At 63.6% G+C, this 21,004-nt stretch carries 18 protein-coding genes; 3 read left to right on the forward strand and 15 right to left on the reverse strand.

Translation table 11 applies throughout. From position 1 onward, the window contains the following. Positions 1–109: 109 nt before the first annotated feature. From WA904_RS13140 to WA904_RS13165, 6 genes are all read right to left on the reverse strand, one after another. Positions 110–493: a VOC family protein gene (locus WA904_RS13140; protein ID WP_425197573.1), complete on the reverse strand. Its 384-nt coding sequence runs from the start codon at positions 491–493 to the stop codon at positions 110–112. A gap of 238 nt (positions 494–731) precedes the next feature. After that, entirely contained in the window at positions 732–1,742 is a 1,011-nt protein-coding gene (locus tag WA904_RS13145; RefSeq protein ID WP_425197574.1) for a Bug family tripartite tricarboxylate transporter substrate binding protein, read from the reverse strand. Positions 1,743–1,874: 132 nt separating this feature from the next. Beyond that, positions 1,875–4,253 carry a YgiQ family radical SAM protein gene (locus tag WA904_RS13150; RefSeq protein WP_425197575.1) on the reverse strand — a complete coding sequence of 793 codons (2,379 nt, stop codon included), beginning with the start codon at positions 4,251–4,253 and terminating at the stop codon, positions 1,875–1,877. A gap of 97 nt (positions 4,254–4,350) precedes the next feature. Continuing rightward, positions 4,351–5,442 (reverse strand): oxidoreductase, encoded by a 1,092-nt coding sequence (locus WA904_RS13155; RefSeq protein WP_425197576.1) that lies wholly within the window; start codon positions 5,440–5,442, stop codon positions 4,351–4,353. 66 nt (positions 5,443–5,508) lie between these two features. Further along, on the reverse strand, positions 5,509–5,685 hold the full coding sequence (locus WA904_RS13160; protein ID WP_425197577.1) for a hypothetical protein: 177 nt from the start codon (positions 5,683–5,685) through the stop codon (positions 5,509–5,511). Positions 5,686–5,739: 54 nt separating this feature from the next. Continuing rightward, positions 5,740–6,048, reverse strand: coding sequence for a hypothetical protein (locus WA904_RS13165; RefSeq protein ID WP_425197578.1), 309 nt, complete (start codon positions 6,046–6,048; stop codon positions 5,740–5,742). Between the two features lie 286 nt (positions 6,049–6,334). On the opposite strand from WA904_RS13165, the gene WA904_RS13170 reads away from it, so the two are divergent. Then, the gene (locus WA904_RS13170) at positions 6,335–6,592 is read left to right on the forward strand and encodes a hypothetical protein (protein WP_425197579.1); all 258 of its coding nucleotides are present in this window, start codon (positions 6,335–6,337) and stop codon (positions 6,590–6,592) included. A 75-nt stretch (positions 6,593–6,667) separates the two neighbouring features. Continuing rightward, a complete protein-coding gene (locus WA904_RS13175) occupies positions 6,668–8,845 on the forward strand; it encodes a catalase (RefSeq protein WP_425197580.1) in 2,178 nt (725 codons plus the stop codon). A gap of 167 nt (positions 8,846–9,012) precedes the next feature. On the opposite strand, the gene WA904_RS13180 is transcribed toward WA904_RS13175, so the two are convergent. Continuing rightward, positions 9,013–11,550: a penicillin acylase family protein gene (locus WA904_RS13180; protein ID WP_425197581.1), complete on the reverse strand. Its 2,538-nt coding sequence runs from the start codon at positions 11,548–11,550 to the stop codon at positions 9,013–9,015. Between the two features lie 66 nt (positions 11,551–11,616). Next, entirely contained in the window at positions 11,617–13,044 is a 1,428-nt protein-coding gene (locus tag WA904_RS13185) for an aldehyde dehydrogenase family protein (RefSeq protein ID WP_425197582.1), read from the reverse strand. A 355-nt stretch (positions 13,045–13,399) separates the two neighbouring features. On the opposite strand from WA904_RS13185, the gene WA904_RS13190 reads away from it, so the two are divergent. Next, positions 13,400–13,687: a hypothetical protein gene (locus tag WA904_RS13190; protein WP_425197583.1), complete on the forward strand. Its 288-nt coding sequence runs from the start codon at positions 13,400–13,402 to the stop codon at positions 13,685–13,687. 24 nt (positions 13,688–13,711) lie between these two features. On the opposite strand, the gene WA904_RS13195 is transcribed toward WA904_RS13190, so the two are convergent. From WA904_RS13195 to guaB, 7 genes are all read right to left on the reverse strand, one after another. After that, positions 13,712–14,662: an LD-carboxypeptidase gene (locus WA904_RS13195; RefSeq protein ID WP_425197584.1), complete on the reverse strand. Its 951-nt coding sequence runs from the start codon at positions 14,660–14,662 to the stop codon at positions 13,712–13,714. A 142-nt stretch (positions 14,663–14,804) separates the two neighbouring features. Beyond that, positions 14,805–16,202: a tRNA adenosine(34) deaminase TadA gene (gene tadA, locus WA904_RS13200; RefSeq protein ID WP_425197585.1), complete on the reverse strand. Its 1,398-nt coding sequence runs from the start codon at positions 16,200–16,202 to the stop codon at positions 14,805–14,807. Between the two features lie 64 nt (positions 16,203–16,266). Next, on the reverse strand, positions 16,267–16,494 hold the full coding sequence (locus WA904_RS13205) for a hypothetical protein (RefSeq protein ID WP_425197586.1): 228 nt from the start codon (positions 16,492–16,494) through the stop codon (positions 16,267–16,269). A gap of 1 nt (position 16,495) precedes the next feature. After that, the gene (locus tag WA904_RS13210) at positions 16,496–17,131 is read right to left on the reverse strand and encodes an FMN-binding negative transcriptional regulator (protein WP_425197587.1); all 636 of its coding nucleotides are present in this window, start codon (positions 17,129–17,131) and stop codon (positions 16,496–16,498) included. Between the two features lie 56 nt (positions 17,132–17,187). Further along, on the reverse strand, positions 17,188–17,772 hold the full coding sequence (locus WA904_RS13215) for a 2'-5' RNA ligase family protein (RefSeq protein ID WP_425197588.1): 585 nt from the start codon (positions 17,770–17,772) through the stop codon (positions 17,188–17,190). Positions 17,773–17,783: 11 nt separating this feature from the next. Beyond that, positions 17,784–19,397 (reverse strand): glutamine-hydrolyzing GMP synthase, encoded by a 1,614-nt coding sequence (gene guaA / locus WA904_RS13220; protein WP_425197589.1) that lies wholly within the window; start codon positions 19,395–19,397, stop codon positions 17,784–17,786. A gap of 63 nt (positions 19,398–19,460) precedes the next feature. Continuing rightward, positions 19,461–20,930 carry an IMP dehydrogenase gene (guaB, locus tag WA904_RS13225; protein ID WP_425197590.1) on the reverse strand — a complete coding sequence of 490 codons (1,470 nt, stop codon included), beginning with the start codon at positions 20,928–20,930 and terminating at the stop codon, positions 19,461–19,463. Between the last annotated feature and the right edge of the window lie 74 nt (positions 20,931–21,004).

Here is a 21,004-nt window from a genome sequence, read left to right on the forward strand (position 1 = left end):
GGCGTGGCCCGTCAGTTGGAATACTATCGATTTGATAGCTGCTTGCGCCCACCACCTAAGGGCTGGAGGCCTTTTTTACTCGCAATAGCTGGAGGATGGGTAAGAAGCCCTATTCGTCGAGGTCCTGAACCACGGCCATGATGTTGCCCTCGGTGTCCTTGAACCAGGCCGCCATGGCGCCGCCGCCGGTGAAGATGCTGCCCTCGGTTTTCATGTCGGGTGTGTCGTATTCTTCAAACTCCACGCCGCGGCCCTTGAGCCAGGCCACCGTGGCCTTGATGTCACCCACCTGCCAGAAGGCGCAGCTTGCCTCGTTCGTTCCGGCGTTGGAAGTGGGATAAAGAAAAAACCCCGTGCCGCCGGCACACTGGAAAATCAGGCCCGGACCCGAGGACCGGCCGCGGCCGAGGGCGAGCTTGTCTTCATAGAACTGGCGTGCCCGCGCCATGTCGCTGGCAGGCACATAGGAATACAGGGGTGCGCTTTTGAGCATGGTGCTTTCTCCGAAGAAAAAACCCAGTCTACGGCGATAGGCCGGTGCGGGGAAGCGCCCCGCTGCAAGCACATGAAAGCGCTGTAAGCGGTCTGCGCAGTTTGAACTGCGCCGGGGCGGGTGGGAGCAGGCGCTATTCATTTAATAGCCGCTCACGCCCGCGCAATAAGGGCCAGTGGCCGATTTTCTTGTGAATACGGTCAGTGGCCACCCCGAGGCCGCCGTGAAGGCTCTCCGCTCAGGAATCCAGCCGGGCACCAGAGGTCTTGACCAGGCGTTCCCAGACCGGGTAGTCCTTTTTGTAGGCGGCGGCAAACGCCTCAGGCGTGCTGGCGGCTACCGTGAAACCCATGCTGGAGATTTTTTCGACGATCTCGGGCATCACGCAGATACGCTGGATCTCGCTGGACACGCGGGCAATGATGTCTTTGGGTGTTTTGGCCGGCGCAGCCATGCCTATCCAGCCAGCGATTCGATAGAACTCGTCGGTCAATCCCTGCTCCGCCAGCGTGGACGCATTCGGCAGCACCGCCATGCGCTTGAGGCCTGTCACCCCAATCAGCTTGAGCTTGCCCGCCTCGATGTGCGGCTTGGCGGCGAGCGCGCTGGCGTAAGACATCTGGATCTGGCCGCCTATCAGCTCCTGCAGCATGGGGGCCTCACCCTTGTACGGCGCATGCACCATGTCGGCCTTCTGGCTTTCGCTCATGGAGTAGCCGGCCAGGTGGGCGTAAGAGCCCACGCCCCAGGAGCCATAAGACAGCTTGCCCTTGTTGGCGGCCATGTACCTCAGCAGCTCGGGGCCATTTTTGGCGGGTATGCTGGGGTGCACCACCAGGGTCACTGGCGAATTGACAAACTGGGACACCAGGGTCAGGTCACGTTGCGGGTGATACGGCAGCTTGTCGTACAGGAACTGGTTGGTCAGCAGCGATGAATTGAGCGAGACCACAAAGGTGTAGCCGTCCGGCGCGGCCTTGGCGACGTTGTCCGTTCCCACGATGCCGCCGGCACCGCCCTTGTTGTCGACAATCACCGGCTGCCACAGGCGTGCACTGAGCTTTTCCCCGATCAGGCGGGTCAGCACGTCGGTGGCGCCGCCCGCATTGAACGGCACGACGATGCGGATGGGTTTGTTGGGATAGCCCTGTTGCGCAAGTGCAGGCGATGCGAATGCACCCACACAAAGGGGGAGACCGGCGGCGCCCGCCTGGGCCAGCAATTCGCGACGATTCAGGGGTTTCAACATGGTGGATCTCCGTTTGGTGGGGAGATTTAGCATTACCTTGCGAAATTCTTTAGGCCGTGAAAACCCGCGTTGTGTCGCACTAGCGACGGCTTTGGGCGCGAAAAGCACCCGGTGCGGCGCCGAAGCGGCGGGTCAGCGTGCCTTGCGTAGCGCGGGCTTGCCGCCGGATTTACCTGAACCATTGTCACGCGGGGGCAAGCCCGTGTGCTGGGTCAGGATGCGGCCCTTGATGGGCGTCACGGGCTTGAGCGCCACGCTGGTCGAATTCTTCTTGCGCGCGCTCACGTAGCCGCCGTCCGTCATGGGCTGGAAGGTCGGGATCAAATGGTGCTTGCCGTTGCCGATCAAATCGGCGCGACCCATGGTTTTCAGCGCCTCGCGCAGCAGCGGCCAGTTGTTGGCGTCGTGGTAACGCAAAAAGGCCTTGTGGAGCCGGCGCCGTTTGTCGCCGCGCACGATGTCCACCGTCTCGCTGTCGCGCGTGATCTTGCGCAGCGGGTTCTTGTTGGTGTGGTACATCGTCGTCGCCGTGGCCATGGGCGAGGGGTAAAAGGTCTGCACCTGGTCGGCGCGGAAGCCGTTTTTCTTCAGCCAGATCGCCAGGTTCATCATGTCTTCGTCGCTGGTCCCGGGGTGGGCGGCGATGAAGTAGGGAATCAGAAACTGCTTCTTGCCGGCTTCAAGGCTGTACTTCTCGAACATCTGCTTGAACTTGTCATAGCTGCCGATGCCGGGCTTCATCATCTTGGTCAGCGGCCCCTGCTCGGTGTGTTCGGGCGCGATCTTGAGGTAGCCGCCGACGTGGTGCGTGACCAGCTCTTTGACGTACTCGGGGCTTTGCACCGCCAGGTCGTAACGCAGGCCGGAGCTGATCAAAATCTTCTTCACGCCCTTGAGCGCCCGCGCGCGGCGGTACATCTTGATTAGCGGGTTGTGGTCGGTGTTGAGGTTCTGGCAGATGCCGGGGTACACGCAGCTCGGCTTGCGGCAGGCCGATTCGATCTCGGGCGACTTGCAGCCGATGCGGTACATGTTGGCAGTCGGCCCGCCGAGGTCGGAAATCGCGCCGGTGAAGCCCTTGACGGTGTCGCGGATGGCCTCGATCTCGCGGATCACAGAGTCTTCCGAGCGGCTCTGGATGATGCGGCCTTCATGCTCGGTGATGGAGCAGAAGGTGCAACCACCGAAGCAGCCGCGCATGATGTTGACGCTGAAACGGATCATCTCCCAGGCCGGGATCTTGGTGGCGCCGTCGTGGCTGCCTTTCTCGTCCTGGTAGGCCGGGTGCGGCGAGCGTGCATACGGCAGGTCGAACACGTAGTCCATCTCGGCGGTGGTCAGCGGAATCGGCGGCGGCGTGATCCAGACATCGCGCGCGGTGGCGCCTTCGCCATGCGCCTGCACCAGCGCGCGGGCATTGCCGGGGTTGGTTTCGAGGTGCAACACACGATTGGCGTGGGCGTACAACACGGCGTCGCTTTTGACCTGCTCGTAGGACGGCAGGCGGATCACCGAGCGATCACGCGGCGGGACCTTGATCTTGCCCTGCATATGGGACAGGCTGGGGTTGGGCACGAAGGTCAGCGGCTTGATGGCCGGATTGGCCTGCGGCGCTTTGGCGAAAATTGGCGAGCCCGCCGATTCGGCCTTCACCGCCACCTCGGCAGCCTCGTCTTCACGCGCGCAGCTGGCGCCCTGCTCTTTCGCCTGTTCCGAAATCATCAGGTAGGGATTCACATGCGCCTCGACACGGCCCGGCGCATCGACGCTGGTGGAATCGATCTCGAACCAGCCCTGGGCGGTTTCGTCACCGGTGCGCCGAATGAAAGCCGTGCCGCGAATGTCGGTCATGGTGGCCACCGGCTCCTTGGCGGCCAGGCGGTGGGCAATCTCGACAATCGCGCGTTCAGCGTTGCCGTAGAGCAGCAGATCGCACTTCGCGTCCACCACGATGGAACGGCGCACTTTGTCGGACCAGTAGTCGTAATGCGCGATGCGGCGCAGAGAGCCTTCGATGCCACCCAGGATGATGGGCACGTCCTTGTACGCTTCGCGGCAGCGCTGGCTGTAGACGATGGCGGCGCGGTCGGGCCGCTTGCCGCCTATGTCGCCCGGCGTGTAGGCGTCGTCGCTGCGGATCTTGCGGTCTGCGGTGTAGCGGTTGATCATCGAATCCATGTTGCCGGCGGTCACGCCGAAAAACAGGTTGGGCTTGCCCAGCGCCTTGAACGGGTCGGCGCTTTGCCAGTCAGGCTGCGCAATGATGCCGACGCGAAAGCCCTGCGCCTCCAGCATGCGGCCGATGACCGCCATGCCGAAGCTCGGGTGGTCCACATAGGCGTCGCCGGTGACGATGATGATGTCGCAGCTGTCCCAGCCCAAGACGTCCATCTCGGCCCGGCTCATGGGCAGGAATTTCGACGTGCCGAAGCGGCTTGCCCAGTACTTGCGGTAGCTGGTCAGCGGTTTTGCGGCGCGCGCGAAAAAGGAGACGTCGATGGGGGCGTTCATGCGGACTTTGGGGGGAACCGCACATTTTAAGGTTTTATGCGCCCGCGTGCGCCCTTCAGGGGTACTTGAAGGCCTTCATCTGCCCGAAGCAGCTGGTTCAGCCGCCCCGCAGTTGCGCCGCGGGCACAAACCGGCCCTCACGGGCACTTTGCTCGCCCAGCATGAGGAGGCCCATGGCCTGGTGCACCTGCGCGGCGGTGACGGGCACGGCAGCCTGCCCGCGCAGGTGGTCGCGCAGTTGCGCGTAAAAAGCCAGGTAATTGCCCGCCGCCTCCGGTGCAGGCAGGGGCACGGGTTGCCCGTCCCGGTAAACAAGCACCTCGGCCGGCAGCGGGTCCTGCCCCCAGTCGCCAGGTGAGTCCAGGCTGGGCCGGCGCCCGGTTTTGAGGGTGTCTTCCTGCGTATCCAGGCCGTACTTGATGAACGAGCCCTGCGTGCCATGCACCACAAAACGCGGCCCGGCGACGGGCACCAGCGCGCTGCCATGCAGGATGACGCGCAGGCCAGGGTGCGTGCTGCCGTAACGCAGCTGGGCATGGAACCAGTCGTTGGTACGGGCGCCGTCACGCTGCTGCGCGACGTCCAGCAGCAGATCGTCGGGACAGCCGAACAGCTGCAGGCACTGGTCCGCCAGGTGCGCCCCCAGGTCCAGCCACAGGCCCGAGCCCGGCAAGGCCTGGTCGCGCCAGCGGTCCGGCACCGCGGGGCGATAGCGGTCAAAGTGCGACTCGAAATGAACAATGCGGCCCAGCACACCCTGCGCGAGCACCTGCTGCAGCGCCAGGAAGTCGGCGTCCCAGCGGCGGTTCTGGAAAACCGTCAGCACCCGCTGCTGCGTGCGCGCCAGCGCCAGCAACTCTTCGGTTTCCGCCAGCGTCACGGTGCAGGGTTTGTCGACCACCACGTGTTTGCCGGCCAGCAAAGCGGCTTTGGCAAGCGGGTAATGCGAGCTGTTGCTGGTGGCAATCACCACCACGTCAATGGCTGGATCGGCAAACGCCGCGCCGGGCTCGGCCACCACCCGCACCTGCGGCCAGTCGCCCAGCACCTGCGCTGGCTTGCTGCTTGAAACACAGCTCAGCTGCAGGCCGGGCACACCGGCAATCAGCGGTGCATGAAAAGTCTTTCCGGCAAAGCCATAACCGATGAGGGCGACATGCAAGGCGGAGTGGGAGGGCTGGAGGCTCATGCGACCATCATCGCAAAAAAAATCCAGCCGCGTGTCAGGCGCGAGGCGTGGGCAATGCTGCCGCTATCAGGCCTGGGCCGGTATCACCTTGCCCGGCTCACGCACCGGCAGCGTCGGTTCGCCGGGCGGCAAGTCAATCTCTTCGGGCTGGACTTCGGGTGAAGGCGGCATCACCGGTGGCGGCATCTCGGGCGGAATCTGGGTGCCCGATTCGGGCTCGGTGGCGAACGTCTGGGGATTCATGGAGGGTCTCCGTCAAAGGTGCAAGGCACGGCGTGCAGCGGTGCCTCAAAAATTTCAATGCCCGCGCCGGCTGAACGCAGCCCGTACCAGAGCAGCCAGCGCCGCGCCGGCCGCAAGCGCCATCAGGGCCGACTGGGCGGGCTTTCGGGCGACATAGGCGGCCAGCTCTTCCTGATATCGGTGCAGGCGCTGGCGGCGTGCGAAGGCTTCACCGGACGCGAAAGCGCCGGGCGCCAGCGCCTCGGCCGATGAAGCGGGGTTGGTCAGCACGGCTTCTTCTGCGGACTGCAACACGTTGTCCCCCAGATGCCGGTGAGCGGCATCAGGCGAGGTGGACGCTTCGTGAAGGGAGGGTGTGGTCATGAAAAAACTTTCGGTGAACAAGCACCGAAAACTTTAAAAGCCCTGGCAGGGCTCGCCTGCGGGATAGCCGAGTGTCGGCCTGTAGGAGGAGGCCCCGCCGGGCCGCGCAGTGGCGCAGCCCACCCGAAGCAACCGTAAGACGGGTCTTACAGGGGCTCGCGATTGCCCTTACACCGGCTGGCGTTGCGCGGCTACGCACCCTGGAAGCCAGGCTTCGTAAGCTGGGAGCAGTTCACCGTTCGCCCCCCTGCCCCGGCAGCCGGCCTCTGTTTTCCGAGGATTCAACATGACACATGCAGCCTCTTCCACCACGGAGTCCCCGAACCGCCGGGTGTCCGCGAGGCCTCAGCACTTCCCGGGGCCCTGGGCATGGCTGCTGATTACCCTTGTTGGCCTGACGGGCCTGCTGGCACTCGTGCCGGACGGCATCGCCGAGCCGCTGCAGACCGTGATCGGCTGGCTGATCACCGGCATCGTGGCCGCCTTTGGCGTGATGGCCATCGTTCGCGGACTGGAACGCCTGCTGGACTGCGAGAGCAGCTAGGGCCTGTTCAGGCCCCAGGTCCCCATGCCCGGCCGCACGGCCACTTTTTTTTGCCCCCGTTTTCAAGGACCCCAGATGCCGCAACCCAAGCGCAGCGCGACCAGCACTTCACCGAAACTTTCTCCTAGTGCCACCGAAAAACAAAAGCAGCTCCAGAACAGCACCACCGACCTGACCGGCACGCTGACGACGAACCAGGGACTGCACATCCCCGACAACCACAACTCGCTGAAGGCGGGTGTTCGCGGCCCGACCCTGATGGAGGATTTCATCCTCCGCGAAAAAATCACCCACTTCGACCATGAGCGCATTCCCGAGCGCGCGGTGCATGCACGCGGCACCGCGGCGCACGGCTTCTTCAGGCTCTACAAGCCGATGACGCAATTCACCAGCGCCGGTTTTCTGCAGAACCCGGAAGTGGAAACGCCGGTGTTTGTGCGTTTCTCCACCGTGGCCGGCTCGCGCGGGTCGGCCGACACGGTGCGCGACGTGCGCGGGTTTGCTGTGAAGTTCTATACCGACGAAGGCAACTACGATCTGGTGGGCAACAACATCCCGGTCTTCTTCATCCAGGACGCGATCAAGTTTCCCGACCTGGTGCACGCACTCAAGCCCGAGCCGCACAACGAGATGCCGCAGGCGGCCAGCGCTCACGACACCTTCTGGGACTTTGTCTCGCTGATGCCCGAGTCCACCCACATGCTGATGTGGGCGATGTCGGACCGCGCCATTCCCCGCAGCTACCGGATGATGGAAGGTTTTGGTGTCCACACCTTCCGCTTCATCAACGCGCGGGGCGATTCGCACTTCGTGAAGTTTCACTGGAAGCCCAAGCTGGGCGTCCACGGCCTGGCTTGGGACGAAGCCCAGAAAATCGCCGGCAAGGACGCAGACTTCCACCGCCGCGACCTGTGGGAAGCCATCGAGCACGGCGACTTTCCGGAGTGGGAGCTGGGTGTGCAGATCATCGAGGAAGGCAAGGAAGACAAGCTCGGCTTTGACATCCTGGACCCCACCAAGCTGATTCCCGAATCGGTCGTGCCGGTGCAGCTGATCGGCCGGCTGGTGCTCAACCGCAACCCGGACAACTTCTTTGCGGAAACCGAGCAGGTGGCGTTCCACCCTGGGCACCTGGTGCCGGGCATCGACTTCAGCGACGACCCGCTGCTGCAGGGACGGCTTTTTTCCTACACCGACACGCAGCTGTCACGCCTGGGCGGTGCGAACTTCCACGAGATCCCGATCAACAAGGCGGTCTGCCCTTTTCACAACTTCCAGCGCGACGGCATGCACCGCCAGGGCATCAGCAAGGGTCGCGTGGCCTACGAGCCGAACACCCTCGGGACCGGGGCCGAGTTCCGCGTGGATGGCGGCGCGCAGGGCTTTCACACGCAGCCACAGGCACTTGAATCGCCGAAGATCCGCCGGCGCAGCCCTTCGTTTGACGACCATTTTTCACAGGCCGCGCTGTTCTGGAACAGCCAGAGCCCGGCGGAAAAAGACCACATCGTGGCGGCCTTCAGGTTTGAGCTGTCCAAAGTGGACGTACCCGGTATTCGCCAGCGCATGGTGGACAACCTCGCCCATGTGGACGCCAAGCTGGCGGCGCGGGTGGCAGCGCCGCTGGGCATAGCCGCGCCGGATGCCAAGGCTGCCGCCGGCCGGCTCGGGTTTCGCGAATACAAAATCACCCAGACCGTGGAGGACGATGCCGCGCTGAGCATGACAGCCCGGCCGGGCACCGACATCAAGACACGCAAGGTCGCCATCCTGGTCGCCGACGGCGTGGACCTGCTGAGCTTCAAGCGGCTGCAGCAGGAGCTGCTGGAAGCAGGCGCGCAATGCAAGATCATCGCGCCGCAGCTGGGCCCGGTCACCACCTCGTCGGGCAAACAGCTGGCAGCCGACCACACGTTTTCCAACATGTCCTCGGTGATGTTTGATGCTGTCCTGATTCCGGGCGGTGCCGGCAGCGCCGCTGCACTGGCACAGCTCGGCGATGCGGTTCATTTCGTGCTGGAGGCCTACAAGCACTGCAAGTCCCTGTGCGCGCTCAACGAAGGTGTTCAGTTGCTGGGCACGCTGGGCTTCGCGCTGGAAGCTCAGGGCGGTGCGCTGATGCAGCCGACCCCGGGGGTGCTGATGGCCGACGCACGCAAAGCAGCAGAGGGCCAGATCTCGCAGGCTTTTGTTGCCGCCATCGCCAGCCACCGGCACTGGGACCGGCTCAACGTGGACGCCGTCCCCGCCTAAGGAAGCGCTGAACAAGTCCCCTGCGGCGCGCGATCAGCCGGGCTCGGGCGGTCTGCTGCGTTGAATTTCTTGCCAATAGCCAGCTATTGGCTGCGAAATCCGCCTTGCATCCCATCCCGATCCGGCTGCCGCGCATCCGCAAGGACTCATTCAACGCTTCCCTAGCCTCAGGGGCTCAGGGTCAGCTGGTGCGCAAATACCGCCGGTTTCATCTGCAACGGACGGTAGCCGCCGGTGGCCCAGGCCTGGCTCATGTCGCGGTAACGGCTTGAGAACACCAGCCCGCTTTGCCCGGTCTGGTAGATGAACTGTGAATTTTCCAGATCGGCCAGGTCGTACACCGCGCGCAGCGATGGCGCGTGCCGGTTGGCAAACGGGACTTTCGCGTCGTTCGGCCAGTACTGGCCGACATCGATGGTGAAGGAGTCGCCGCCGCTCGGCACGCGGACATCGAACACGCGGGCGAGCAGCGGCACACTGCCGAAGGGCCGGTGCGCCGACAGCGCATAGTGCGCGTCGCCCCATTTCCATTGCGCGGGCACCTTGCCGTAGCTGGCCTGCAGGCGGTCCAGCGCGCGGTCCAGTGCGGCTGACGACTGCGCCGCGCAGCCCGCTGCGCCGCACCAGAAAGCATCGTTGCGCTCGACGATTCCTTCAATGGCGCTGCGGAAATGCCGCTTGCCGTACATGGTCATGAGGCGCTGCTCGCCCAGCCGGCTGCCAATCACGCCGCGCGTGAGTTCGTCGACCCAGGCCGAGAAAATCAGCGGGGCGGCGCTGCCTGCGCCCATGGTGCCGTCAAAGCCGGCCAGCACAGCCTGCGCCTCGCGCGCCAGTGCGTGCTGCGACGCCGTCTTCTGCAGGAAAGGCAGCAGTGTCAGCGTGGCCAGCGAGAGCTGGTCGCCCTGGATTTTCTGCATGGAGGCCAGGTCGTGCCGCGGCGCGTCGGCAAGCAGCTTTTCAATGCGCTCAAAGCGGTGCGGCGCCAGCCAGTCCTGCCCCATGAAGTAGTCGAAGCTGGGCGGAACAACGCTCTGGTTCGCGTTGGCAAACCAGCCTTTTTTGCCAATGGCCAGCGGGTCGGCCTGCGGTGTCTGCGCATAAGGCAGCCAGCCGGCCCAGTCGTACCTCGCCTCCCAGCCCGGCGATGGCGCCACGCCCCGGATGTCGTTGTCGGGCTGGCGCAAAGGCACTTTGCCCACCGCCTTGTAGGCCACCTTGCCGGCGACATCGGCCATCACGACGTTTTGCATCGGCGAGTGGTAGTCGGTGTAGGCGGCCAGCAGGTCGTCCACCGACTGGGCGCGGTTGGAACGCAGGCCCGCCAGCACCGTGCGGTTGTCCGTGTCCAGCGCGCTCCATCGCAGCGCCAGCACATATTTGCCGGTGTCCAGCAGCTCGCCGTGCGCTTTCTGCGCATCGCTGAGCACCGGCCCGTGGCGGCTGGAGCGCACCGTGAGGTTGACATCGGGCTTGCCCTTGACGGCAATGGTTTCCTCGCGCGTCTTGAAATCGGCCCACTGCGGTGCTTGGCCGGCCGCGCCCGGCAGCCGGTATTGCCGGGAATTGGCGGGATTGATCTGTTCCAGGTACAGATCCTGGACATCGGGTCCGGTGTTGGTGAAGCCCCAGGCGGCCTTGTCGGTGCGGCCCAGCACGACGAAAGGCAGGCCGGGCAAGGTGGCGCCGATGACGTTCAGGGCCGCTCCGCCCGCCACCTCCGGCGCCTGCAGGTGCGCAAAATACCAGAGGGCCGGCGCCGACAGCCCCAGGTGGGGGTCGTTGGCCAGCAACGGCTTGCCGCTCTGCGTGTGGCCGCCCGCAAGCACCCAGTTGTTGGAGCCCTTGCCTTCGACGTTGCCGATGTTGGCCGACCAGGCCTTGATGTTTTTGGCCAGCAGGCTACGCACATTCTGCGTTTCCTGAGAGTCAAAACCGGCCCCGATCCTTTGTACATCAGCGCCAGCAGCTCCCGTTTTGATAGCGTCCTGAGCATTTCTGTAAACCCCCAGCCCGGCGTACAGTTTGGCGAAGTCGGTTTTGGAAGCCGGTACCTCTCCCTTGTATGGCGTAAACAGCTGCCACAGCTGCTCAGTCGTCAACACCCTGGCGGCCGACAGGCGCGCAAACTCGGTGCCCCAGTTGCCGCCCAGGTCCAGCGCCATCATCAGCGACCAGCCCACGCTGTCCTGCGGTGTCCAGGGCTGGCCTGTGCGCCCGCCCGGCTTGACGCCCAGGATGTGGAATTCAGGCGACAGCGCCTGGGCGCTGCTGGCATAAAAAGCGTTGATGCCGTCGCTGTAGGCCTGCAGCGCCACCTTGCCGTCGGCCGGCAGGGCTTGCCACTGACGCTCGGCCGCCTCCATGATGCCCAGGGTGCGCAACAGCTTGTCGGTGTCCAGCGTGGCTTCGCCCAGGACCTCGGACAGCTCGCCATGCATGACGCGGCGGTTGAATTCGAGCTGCCAGCCGCGCTCCTGTGCATGCACATAACCCAGCGCGAGCCAGGCATCGCGCGGGGACTGGGCCTGGATGTGGGTCACGTCGGCCGCGTCGCGCGCCACCGTGACGGGAGCGGCCAGTGCAGGCAGCTTGAGTTCGCCGTCCAGGGCCGGCAAAGCCCGGCTGGCATACACAGCCAGCGCCGCTGCCAGCAACACGCCCAGCGCCAGAAGCGCCCAGAAAAACCGCTTGATCCAGACCATGACCACTCCTCCTCGTTGTGGTCAATAGCCTACCCGAATCCGGTCAGTGAGCGTCCTCGGAAAGGATCAGGCGGCAGCGGGCTTGAGCTGCAGCGACTTGAACTCCAGAAATTCTTCAAAACCGTACACACCGGCTTCACGGCCGTTGCCCGACTGCTTGTAGCCGCCGAACGGTGCGTTGGCGTTGAAGGGGCCGCCGTTGATGTCGATCTGCCCGGTGCGGATGCGGCGTGCCACTTTCATCGCGTGTTCGTCGCTGCCGCTCCAGACGCCACCGGCCAGACCGTAAATGGTGCTGTTGGCGATGGCCACCGCCTCTTCCTCGTCCTTGTAGGGGATGATGACCAGCACCGGCCCGAAGATTTCTTCCTGGGCCAGGGTGTCGGTGGACTTGATGCCCAGGATGGTGGGCTTCACAAAATAGCCCTTCTCAAAGGCAGGCGGCTCGGCACCGCCGGCAATCACGTCGGCGCCTTCCTTGATGCCGGTGCGGATGAAGCCCAGCACGCGGTCGCGCTGGTTGGCGCTGACCAGGGGCCCAAGCCGGCTGGTTTCTTCCAGGCTGGGGCCGACGCTGAACTTGGCAATCGCGGCCTGGGCCAGCGTCTTGACTTCGTCATAACGGCTGGCCGGCACCAGCATGCGGGTGTGGGCGGAGCAGGTCTGGCCGCTGTTGAGCATGCAGGCCGACACGGTGCCTTTGACTGCCGCTTCGAAGTCGGCGTCGTCCAGGATGACACTGGCCGACTTGCCGCCGAGCTCCAGCGCCACGCGCTTGACCGACTGGCTGGCCAGCTGGCCCACCCGTTTGCCCGCGCCCGTGGAGCCGGTGAAACTGACCATGTCCACCTCGGGATGAGTGGCCAGAACCTCGCCGACCACCGGACCCATGCCGTTGACCAGGTTGAAGACACCCGGTGGCAGGCCGGCTTCGTGGATGATTTCTGCCAGGATCATGGCGTTAACCGGAGCGATCTCGCTGGGCTTGAGCACCACGGTACAGCCGGCGGCCAGTGCCGGCGCAATTTTCAGGGTGATTTGGCTTAGCGGAAAATTCCAGGGCGTGATGCAACCCACGACGCCGATGGGCTCGCGCACCACCAGCGAGTTGCCCACGCGTTTTTCCCACTCGAAATTGCGGGCGATCTTGGCGTAGTTGCCCCAGTGCCAGGTCGGCCCGCCGACCTGCACGATGCGCGACATTTTCAGCGGCATGCCAACTTCGCGGGCAATGGCCAGCGCCATCTCGTCACTGCGCGCCTTCAGGCCGGCCGCGATCTTGTCGAGGTAAACCGCACGTTCTTCGGCAGTCAGGCTTGACCAGCCCTCAAAGGCGGCGAGGGCCGCCAGCACGGCGCGCTCGGCTTCCCCAGCCGTTCCGGCCGGTACGGTTGCCATGATTTCTTCGGTGCTGGAGTCATGAACCGGCAGGGTTTCCGCTGACTGGGCCTTGACCCATTGGCCGTTGATGTAGTGCGAGGGGTAGTTGGTCATAAAAGCGCTTAAAAAAAAGAGTTTTGCAAGGAATAGATGGTTTACGATGTGAATAAATCACATAAATGCTTAGGACTGATTTTCGCAAGCGGCATCGAAAAGAATGAACCTGTAAGTATTCATAGTAATATGGACCCGAGAATCGACATGACATTTGGTTACTAACGCTTTGATTTCTTTGTTGTTTTGCGTTAACCAAGTCACACGATAGATCTTGCATCGGATCCCGCCGAGCCTTAATCTACCAGACCACACGTTTTCCTGTTGCCTGTCGTCTATTGAAAGCTTCAACTCTATGCGTTGGATTAAACCTCATCTAAAAAGCAGTTTGCTGGGTTTGCTCAATGGTGGCGAAGTGACACCTTCCAGTCTGGAAAAACGCACCGAGGGCATTCGGCAACTGATGCTCAACGAACTCGGTGAATTCGGTGAAAAACATTACCCGAAAATTGCGCTGCGAATTCGCTACGCCCAGGATGCACAGGGCTTGTGGTACGCCCGGGGCGACGTGATGGCCGTGATTTCGGCGATGCAGGGCGAAACCATCGCCCGCCAGAAGGTCAGCAGCATCACCAAGATGTTCGAAGGCCTGCTGCCCGGCAGCCTGGGCTCGCGCCGCAGCTCGCTGACCCTCAGCAACTAGGGCCTGTTGACAGACCTCAGCCTCTCAGTGCTTGTGGCCCCAGAGTAAAAACGCGTCCCTGCCCTCGACCGCCAGCGTCACCTTCGCTCCCACCGGCAATAACACCTTGGTCGGCACATGCCCAAACGGCAGGCCGGTCAGTATCGGCGCCTTGATCTGGCGCTGCAGCCACGCCACCACCGTCGCCAGTTTGAAGCCCTTGTCGTGCGGCACCAGCTTGTAGTTGGTGAACTGGCCCAGCACCACGGCTTTCTGCTGTGCCAGCACACCGGCATGCAGCAGCTGCGTCAACATGCGCTCGAGCCGGTACGGGTGTTCGTGCACTTCCTCCACGAACAGGATGCCGCCCTTGATGGCAGGCAGATAAGGCGTGCCGACGAGGGAGGAAAGCACCGCCAGATTGCCGCCCCACAGGACGGCATTTTTAAGCTCAAATACGCCTTTATCGCCCGCTGGCTCTGCGCCCGAAGCTATTGATTTTGTAGCGGTTTTCGGCAGGCGCCAGCCAGTGCCCTCGCCCTGCCCGCTGATCAGGTCGTCGAAACAGGCTTCCATGATGTCGTCGGGTTCACCTTCGGTGCCAAAGTCCTCGCCCAGCGCCGGGCCGGCCCAGCTTTCGGCACCGGTTTTGGCCAGAAGTGCCATTTGCAGCGCGGTGAAGTCGCTCAGGCCGACGAATTTCGTGCCCTTGCCCACCGCCTTGGCCACAGCCTTGTAGTTGATGCGTGGAAGGATGCGCGTCAAACCGTAGCCGCCGCGCGAAATGAGCGCCACATCGGCGCCGCTGGCGGCCGCGCGGTGAATGGCGGCCAGCCGGGTCTCGTCGTCACCGGCGAAACGCTGGTAGCTAGCGAGTGCAGCCTCGTCGAGCTCCACCTCATGGCCGAGGGCCTTGAGACGCTGTACGCCGCGCCGGAATGCGGCCTTGTCGCGCACGGCGCTGGATGGCGAGTAGATATAGATATGTTTTTTCACGGCGCAAGTATCGCATTGCCTTCCTGCTGCGCCGGGACCCGCTCACTGCGGAGGTGCGCCCTGCGAAGCCACGCTCCCTGGAGAAAACGCCCGCCCCCGGGCAGAGCCGGACGGAAATGAAGGGGAGTTCGTTAGTTGGGAGTCAGCGGAAATAAGCCACCGCCCTGTCGGCGATCTCCTCGCCGTGCTCCTGCACAAAATGCCCGGCCTGCGGGAGAATCAGCGGTTCGCCGCAACCGCGGATGAGCGCCTGCAGCTCGCGCATGACGGGCTCGCCCAGCACCGGGTCCTGCGCACCCAGGACCATCAGCGCCCGCCCCGACCAGCGCTCCTGCCAGAAGCTGCGCGCCTCGCATGAGACGGCGGCGCCTTCCGCGTCTTCAGACGCAGGCACCATGGGGGGAAAGGCACGCAGGGCGGCCCTGTGACCCCGGTCGGGAAAAGGTGCGTTGTAGGCAGCGCATTCCTCAGCGCTCAGGTGCGGGTTGCCGCGCGCCAGCAGACGTGCCACATCGAACTCCGGGTTCCTGGCACACATCTCGCGCCAGGCCAGGAAACCGGGGGACAGCGGCACATCGCCGGTGGCCAGCGTGGTGTTCATGACCAGCAGGCCTTTGTACCGTTCGGGCGTTGCCATGGGCAAAGTCAGCCCGAGCAGGCCACCCCAGTCCTGCACCACCAGCACGATGTTGTTCAGTTCGAGGCGTTCAACGAATTCCAGCAGGATCTGCCGGTGGAGGGTGAAGCTGTGAAAACTGTCCTTCTTGGGCTTGTCGCTTTTGCCGAAGCCGATCAGGTCGGGCGCGACCACGCGGTGCCCGGCTGCGAGGAACACGGGAATCATCTTGCGATAGAGATAGCTCCAGGCCGGGTTGCCGTGCAGGCAAAGCCACGTAACCCGATCGTCCTGCGCCTGTCGAAGAGCGCGCGGACCCTCGTCGAGGTAATGCATGCGCAGGCCAGCCAATACGGGCAGGTCGCTGATGTAATTCGGCGCCCAAGGGTAGCCTGGCAGGGAAGCAAACGCGCTTTCGGGCGTACGCAGCGCATCGTCGCGCAAGGGGTGCGCCGCCTGGCTCTGCTGGCGTTGACTGTCGCGCCTGCCCCTGAAGAAGCCCTGCAGCACGGCGCCGCATTCATCGGCCAGCACGCCGCCCTGCACCTGAGTCTGGTGATTGAGCCGGGGATTGGCAAACAGGTCGATCACCGAGCCGGCGGCTCCGGTCTTGGGATCTGGTGCACCGAACACCACCCGCTTGAGACGGGCATGCAGCATGGCGCCGGAACACATGGCGCAGGGTTCGAGCGTGACGTACAGCTCGCATTCGTCCAGCCGGTAATTGCCCAATGCGTGGGCGGCCGCCCGCAAGGCGTGCATTTCGGCATGGGCTGTCGGGTCCAGCGTATCAATCGGTGCGTTGCGGCCGGTGGCAATCACCTGCCCCTGCCGCACCAGCACGGCACCCACAGGGACTTCACCTGCCTCGGCGGCCTGCCGGGCCTGCGCCAGCGCCAGTTGCATGAAGTCGGCGTCGCTCATGGTTGCTTCTTTATTGATAGCTGCTCCCGCAGGCGGTATAAGGGCTGGAGGCCGATTTGATGCCTTATTTGTCTTCCGGCATGGGCCTGGCCTGTTGCAGCGTGCTTTCGATCTGCTGGCGCACCTGCTGGACCTGCTGCTGGGGCGCCGCACCCGCGGCCGGCGCAGGCAGGGTCATGCCCGCATCTGCCGGGGCTATTTTCACCGGCGCCGGGGACAGCTGTTTTTTCAGCAGCAAGCCAACGATGAGCACCACAATCAATACGCTCAGGACTCCGAAAACGGCACGCATGTCAGGCCTCCTTGTGTACGGACGGGGAATTCATGCCCAACTCGTCCATCCAGGCGGCCAGCGCCTGTTCATCGGCCGTACCGGCCGCATACATCGCCTTCATGGCAGCGTGCGCCTCGGACCGATGCTGGTTGAGTTTGAGCTTGCACTGCAGATCGGTGACTTCCAGCTCAAAAGCCACAATGCCGGCCAGCATCTTGTGGGCGAACTCTTCGCCCAGACCGCGCCACTGTTCGGCATAGGGTGGCTCGTGGTCGCCTATCAGCTTTTTGAGCAGCCGGTCCTTGGCCAGCGGGTCTTCGACCAGGCTGGCCTGCACCGTGCAGTGCACCGCCAGATAATTCCAGGTCGGCACCCGCGCCAGGTCCGGGTAGACCTTGGGGGAGAGATACGCATGGGGGCCCAGAAAGGTCACCACAGCCTGCGCCCTGGCCTGCAGGTAGCGCCAGTGCGGGTTGGGTTTAGCGACATGGCCCAGCAGCACCCACTGGCCTTCCCGATCTTCGAGGTGCAGCGGCAAGTGGGTCACGTAAGGCAGGCCTGCATCGTCCATGCTGATCAGGCTGGCGAAAGGGTGTTCGGTGATCAGCCTGGCGGCTTGCGGGCGGTCGCCCTTGAACTGGGGTGGTAAATACATAGGCTGAAGTATCCGACAAAAGGCGGACGCCTCAAACCTGCAGCTTCACCGGAAAATCAGGCCCGCAGCGACCAACGCGCGAGGGGCATATGCAGGGTCTGGCCAATCAGGCTGTGGATGAGGACAAACTCGCTGGCCGTCCAGGAAATCGCCGGCACCGCTTGCTCCGGAACGCTGCGGTCGTCGTAAAGCAGGGTCACGTGAGGCGTGTAGGCCGGCTTGGCCCAGCGGCCGAGCACGGTCTTTTTCAGCGCGTCTCCCAGGGTCTGCTGGAACGCGATCAATGAAGCGACGCCATCGCCGCCGCGCAAGACAAATGGACGGTTGCGCGGAGCGGTGGAGAAGCTGGCCGCGCGGTCAAAGGTGACGTCGAATGGTGCGGCTGCAAGGCTTGCGGCCGCTGCACAGGCCACCTCGACCAAATCCTGCGGCAACCCGGCGTAATCGCCCAGATGATGCAGCGTGACATGCAAGCGTTCCGTCTTCAGCGGCTTGCCTCTGAGGCCATGTTCCTCACGCAGCTGCTGGGCCAGACGGGCAATCTGCGCAGCGGCCCCGGCATCCGGAAAAATCGCGAAAAACAGCCGATCCGTGAGTTGGGGCGCGGCGTCAAAACCTGGCAGGAGCGATTGCCCGGGCATGGAAGCTGCCCTTACTCCCACTCAATCGTGGCCGGCGGTTTGCTGCTGACGTCGTAGGTCACGCGATTGATGCCGCGCACTTCGTTGATGATGCGGCCTGATACCTTTTTGAGCAGCGCGTAAGGCAGCTCGGCCCAGTCGGCCGTCATGAAGTCGCTGGTCTGCACGGCGCGCAGGGCCACCACATAGTCGTAGGTGCGACCGTCACCCATCACACCCACACTTTTCACCGGCAGGAACACCGTAAAGGCCTGGCTGGTCAGGTCGTACCAGCTCTTGCCTGTTTCCGCGTCCTTGAAATTGCGCAGTTCCTCGATGAAGATCGCATCGGCGCGGCGTAGCAGGTCGGCGTATTCCTTCTTGACTTCACCGAGGATGCGCACGCCCAGGCCGGGGCCGGGAAACGGATGGCGATACACCATGTCATGCGGCAGGCCCAGCGCCACGCCGAGTTCGCGCACCTCGTCCTTGAACAGCTCGCGCAAGGGTTCCAGCAGTTTCAGGCCGAGCTGTTCGGGCAGGCCGCCGACGTTGTGGTGGCTTTTGATGGTGACGGCCTTCTTGCTCTTGGCACCGCCGGACTCGATCACGTCGGGGTAAATCGTGCCCTGCGCCAGCCAGGCCACATGGCGCGACTGGTCGTTCTTGAGCTTGCCCGCCTCGGACTTGAAAACCTCCACAAACTCGCGGCCGATGATCTTGCGCTTGGCTTCGGGTTCGCTCACGCCCTTGAGGTGGCCCAGGAACTGGTCGGCCGCATCCACGCGAATGACCTTGGCGTGCAGCTTGCCAACAAACATGTCCATCACCATGTCGCCTTCATTCAGGCGAAGCAGGCCATGGTCCACAAACACGCAGGTCAGCTGGTCGCCGATCGCGCGGTGAATCAGGGCGGCGGCGACCGACGAATCCACGCCGCCGGACAGGCCGAGGATGACTTCTTCCTTGCCCACCTGCTGGCGGATTTTTTCGACCGCCTCGCTGATGTAGTCGCCCATGACCCAATCGGGCCGCGTGCCGCAGATGTCCAGCACGAAGCGCTCGAGGATGGCCTTGCCTTGGGTGGTGTGCGTGACTTCCGGGTGGAATTGCACCGCGTAATACTTGCGCTCTTCGTCAGCCATACCGGCAATCGGGCAGGAGTCGGTGGACGCCATGAGCTTGAAGCCGGGCGGCATCTCGGTCACGTTGTCGCCATGGCTCATCCAGACATGCAGCATGCCGTGGCCTTCGGGGGTCGTGTAGTCCTGGATGCCGTCAAACAGTTTGGTGTGGCCACGGGCACGGACTTCGGCGTAGCCGAACTCGCGCTTGTGCCCGCCTTCGACCTTGCCGCCCAGGGCATGGGCAATCGCATACATGCCGAAACAGATACCCAGGACCGGCAAGCCCAGCTCGAACACCGCGCCAGGCGCACGCAGGGTTTCGTCTTCCCACAGGCTGGCATGGCTGCCCGAAAGGATGATGCCCTTGAGGTTGCCGTCTTTCGCATACTCGCGCACCCAGTCGCTGGTCACGTCGCAGGGATGGACTTCACAGAACACATGGGCTTCACGGACGCGCCGCGCGATCAGCTGGGTGACCTGGGAGCCGAAATCGAGGATGAGGATTTTTTGGTGCTGCATGAGAGGCGTTTCAGGCAAAAAAAGAAAAGGCGCCTCTAAAGACGCCTCGACCCGATGAAGAGGTCAGTCCGCGCGGTAGTTCGGCGCTTCCTTGGTGATCTGCACATCGTGGACATGGCTCTCGCGTATGCCGGCGGTCGTGATCTCGACAAACTCGGCCTTGTTGCGCATATCTTCAATCGTGGCGCAACCGCAGTAACCCATGCTGGCTCTCAGGCCGCCGGCCATCTGGTAAATGATGGCGACCATGGACCCCTTGTAGGGCACGCGGCCTTCAATGCCCTCGGGCACCAGCTTGTCGGCATTCGGGTTGCCGGTGGTGGCTTCCTGGAAATAGCGGTCAGCACTGCCCTGCTGCATGGCACCAATGCTGCCCATGCCGCGGTAACTCTTGTAGCTGCGGCCCTGGAACAAAATGACTTCGCCGGGCGCTTCCTCAGTGCCGGCAAACATGCCGCCCATCATCACCGTGCCGGCGCCCGCGGCAATCGCCTTGGCGATGTCGCCGCTGTAGCGGATGCCGCCGTCGGCAATCAGCGGCACGCCGCTGCCGCGCAACGCCATGGCCACATTGTCGATGGCCATGATCTGCGGCACGCCCACACCAGCCACGATGCGGGTGGTGCAGATGCTGCCTGGGCCAATGCCGACCTTGACCGCGTCGGCACCAGCCTCGGCCAATGCCAATGCGGCGGCGCCGGTGGCAATGTTGCCGCCAATGACGTCAACTTGCGGATAATTTTTCTTGACCCAGCGCACACGCTCGATCACGCCATGACTGTGTCCGTGGGCAGTGTCCACCACGATGGCGTCCACACCGGCCTTGACCAGCGCCTCCACCCGCTCTTCCGTGCCCTCACCCACGCCGACGGCAGCGCCCACGCGCAGTCGGCCCGAAGGATCGCGCGCGGCATTCGGAAAATTGGTCTGCTTGGTAATGTCCTTGACGGTGATCAGGCCCTTGAGCTCGAAATCGTCATTGACCACCAGCAGGCGCTCGAGCTTGTGCTTGTTGAGCAGGGCCTTGGCCTCGGCGGCGGACGTACCTTCCTTGACCGTGATCAGCTTCTCGCGCGGCGTCATGATCTGGTGCGCCTTGACGTCGTAACGCGTTTCAAAGCGCAGGTCACGGCTGGTCACGATACCGACCACCTTGCCGCCGTCGCATACCGGAAAGCCGGAGATGCCGAGCTGCTCCGACAGTTGCAGGACCTGGAGCACGGTGTGCTCGGGCGTGATGACCACGGGATCGCGTACCACGCCTGACTCATAACGCTTGACCCGGGCCACTTCGGCAGCCTGCTGCTGCGCCGTGAGGTTTTTATGGACGATGCCTATGCCGCCCTCCTGAGCGATGGCAATGGCCAGCCGGGCTTCGGTGACCGTGTCCATCGCGGCTGAAACCAGGGGCAGGTTCAGGCGGATGTTTCTTGAAAACTGGGTGGAAAGCGAGGTGTCCTTGGGCAGGACCTGGGAGAACGCTGGCACCAACAATACGTCGTCGAAGGTGAGCGCTTTGCCGAGTAGGCGCATAGGGATGGCTCCAAAAACACGATTGTACCCGCGCCGGTCGGTACAAACCCTAGCGCCTGGAGGGCGCCCTGCCG

It is taken from the genome of Polaromonas sp., from assembly GCF_049790275.1.
Lineage (GTDB): Bacteria > Pseudomonadota > Gammaproteobacteria > Burkholderiales > Burkholderiaceae_C > Polaromonas.

Excerpts from the sequence above, each read along its gene's own strand:
- WA904_RS13140 (WP_425197573.1), bottom strand. The coding sequence starts at position 493 with ATGCTCAAAAGCGCACCCCTGTATTCCTATGTGCCTGCCAGCGACATG.
- WA904_RS13145 (WP_425197574.1), bottom strand. The coding sequence starts at position 1,742 with ATGTTGAAACCCCTGAATCGTCGCGAATTGCTGGCCCAGGCGGGCGCC.
- WA904_RS13150 (WP_425197575.1), bottom strand. The coding sequence starts at position 4,253 with ATGAACGCCCCCATCGACGTCTCCTTTTTCGCGCGCGCCGCAAAACCG.
- WA904_RS13155 (WP_425197576.1), bottom strand. The coding sequence starts at position 5,442 with ATGAGCCTCCAGCCCTCCCACTCCGCCTTGCATGTCGCCCTCATCGGT.
- WA904_RS13160 (WP_425197577.1), bottom strand. The coding sequence starts at position 5,685 with ATGAATCCCCAGACGTTCGCCACCGAGCCCGAATCGGGCACCCAGATT.
- WA904_RS13165 (WP_425197578.1), bottom strand. The coding sequence starts at position 6,048 with ATGACCACACCCTCCCTTCACGAAGCGTCCACCTCGCCTGATGCCGCT.
- WA904_RS13170 (WP_425197579.1), top strand. The coding sequence starts at position 6,335 with ATGACACATGCAGCCTCTTCCACCACGGAGTCCCCGAACCGCCGGGTG.
- WA904_RS13175 (WP_425197580.1), top strand. The coding sequence starts at position 6,668 with ATGCCGCAACCCAAGCGCAGCGCGACCAGCACTTCACCGAAACTTTCT.
- WA904_RS13180 (WP_425197581.1), bottom strand. The coding sequence starts at position 11,550 with ATGGTCTGGATCAAGCGGTTTTTCTGGGCGCTTCTGGCGCTGGGCGTG.
- WA904_RS13185 (WP_425197582.1), bottom strand. The coding sequence starts at position 13,044 with ATGACCAACTACCCCTCGCACTACATCAACGGCCAATGGGTCAAGGCC.
- tadA (WP_425197585.1), bottom strand. The coding sequence starts at position 16,202 with ATGAGCGACGCCGACTTCATGCAACTGGCGCTGGCGCAGGCCCGGCAG.
- WA904_RS13205 (WP_425197586.1), bottom strand. The coding sequence starts at position 16,494 with ATGCGTGCCGTTTTCGGAGTCCTGAGCGTATTGATTGTGGTGCTCATC.
- WA904_RS13210 (WP_425197587.1), bottom strand. The coding sequence starts at position 17,131 with ATGTATTTACCACCCCAGTTCAAGGGCGACCGCCCGCAAGCCGCCAGG.
- WA904_RS13215 (WP_425197588.1), bottom strand. The coding sequence starts at position 17,772 with ATGCCCGGGCAATCGCTCCTGCCAGGTTTTGACGCCGCGCCCCAACTC.
- guaA (WP_425197589.1), bottom strand. The coding sequence starts at position 19,397 with ATGCAGCACCAAAAAATCCTCATCCTCGATTTCGGCTCCCAGGTCACC.
- guaB (WP_425197590.1), bottom strand. The coding sequence starts at position 20,930 with ATGCGCCTACTCGGCAAAGCGCTCACCTTCGACGACGTATTGTTGGTG.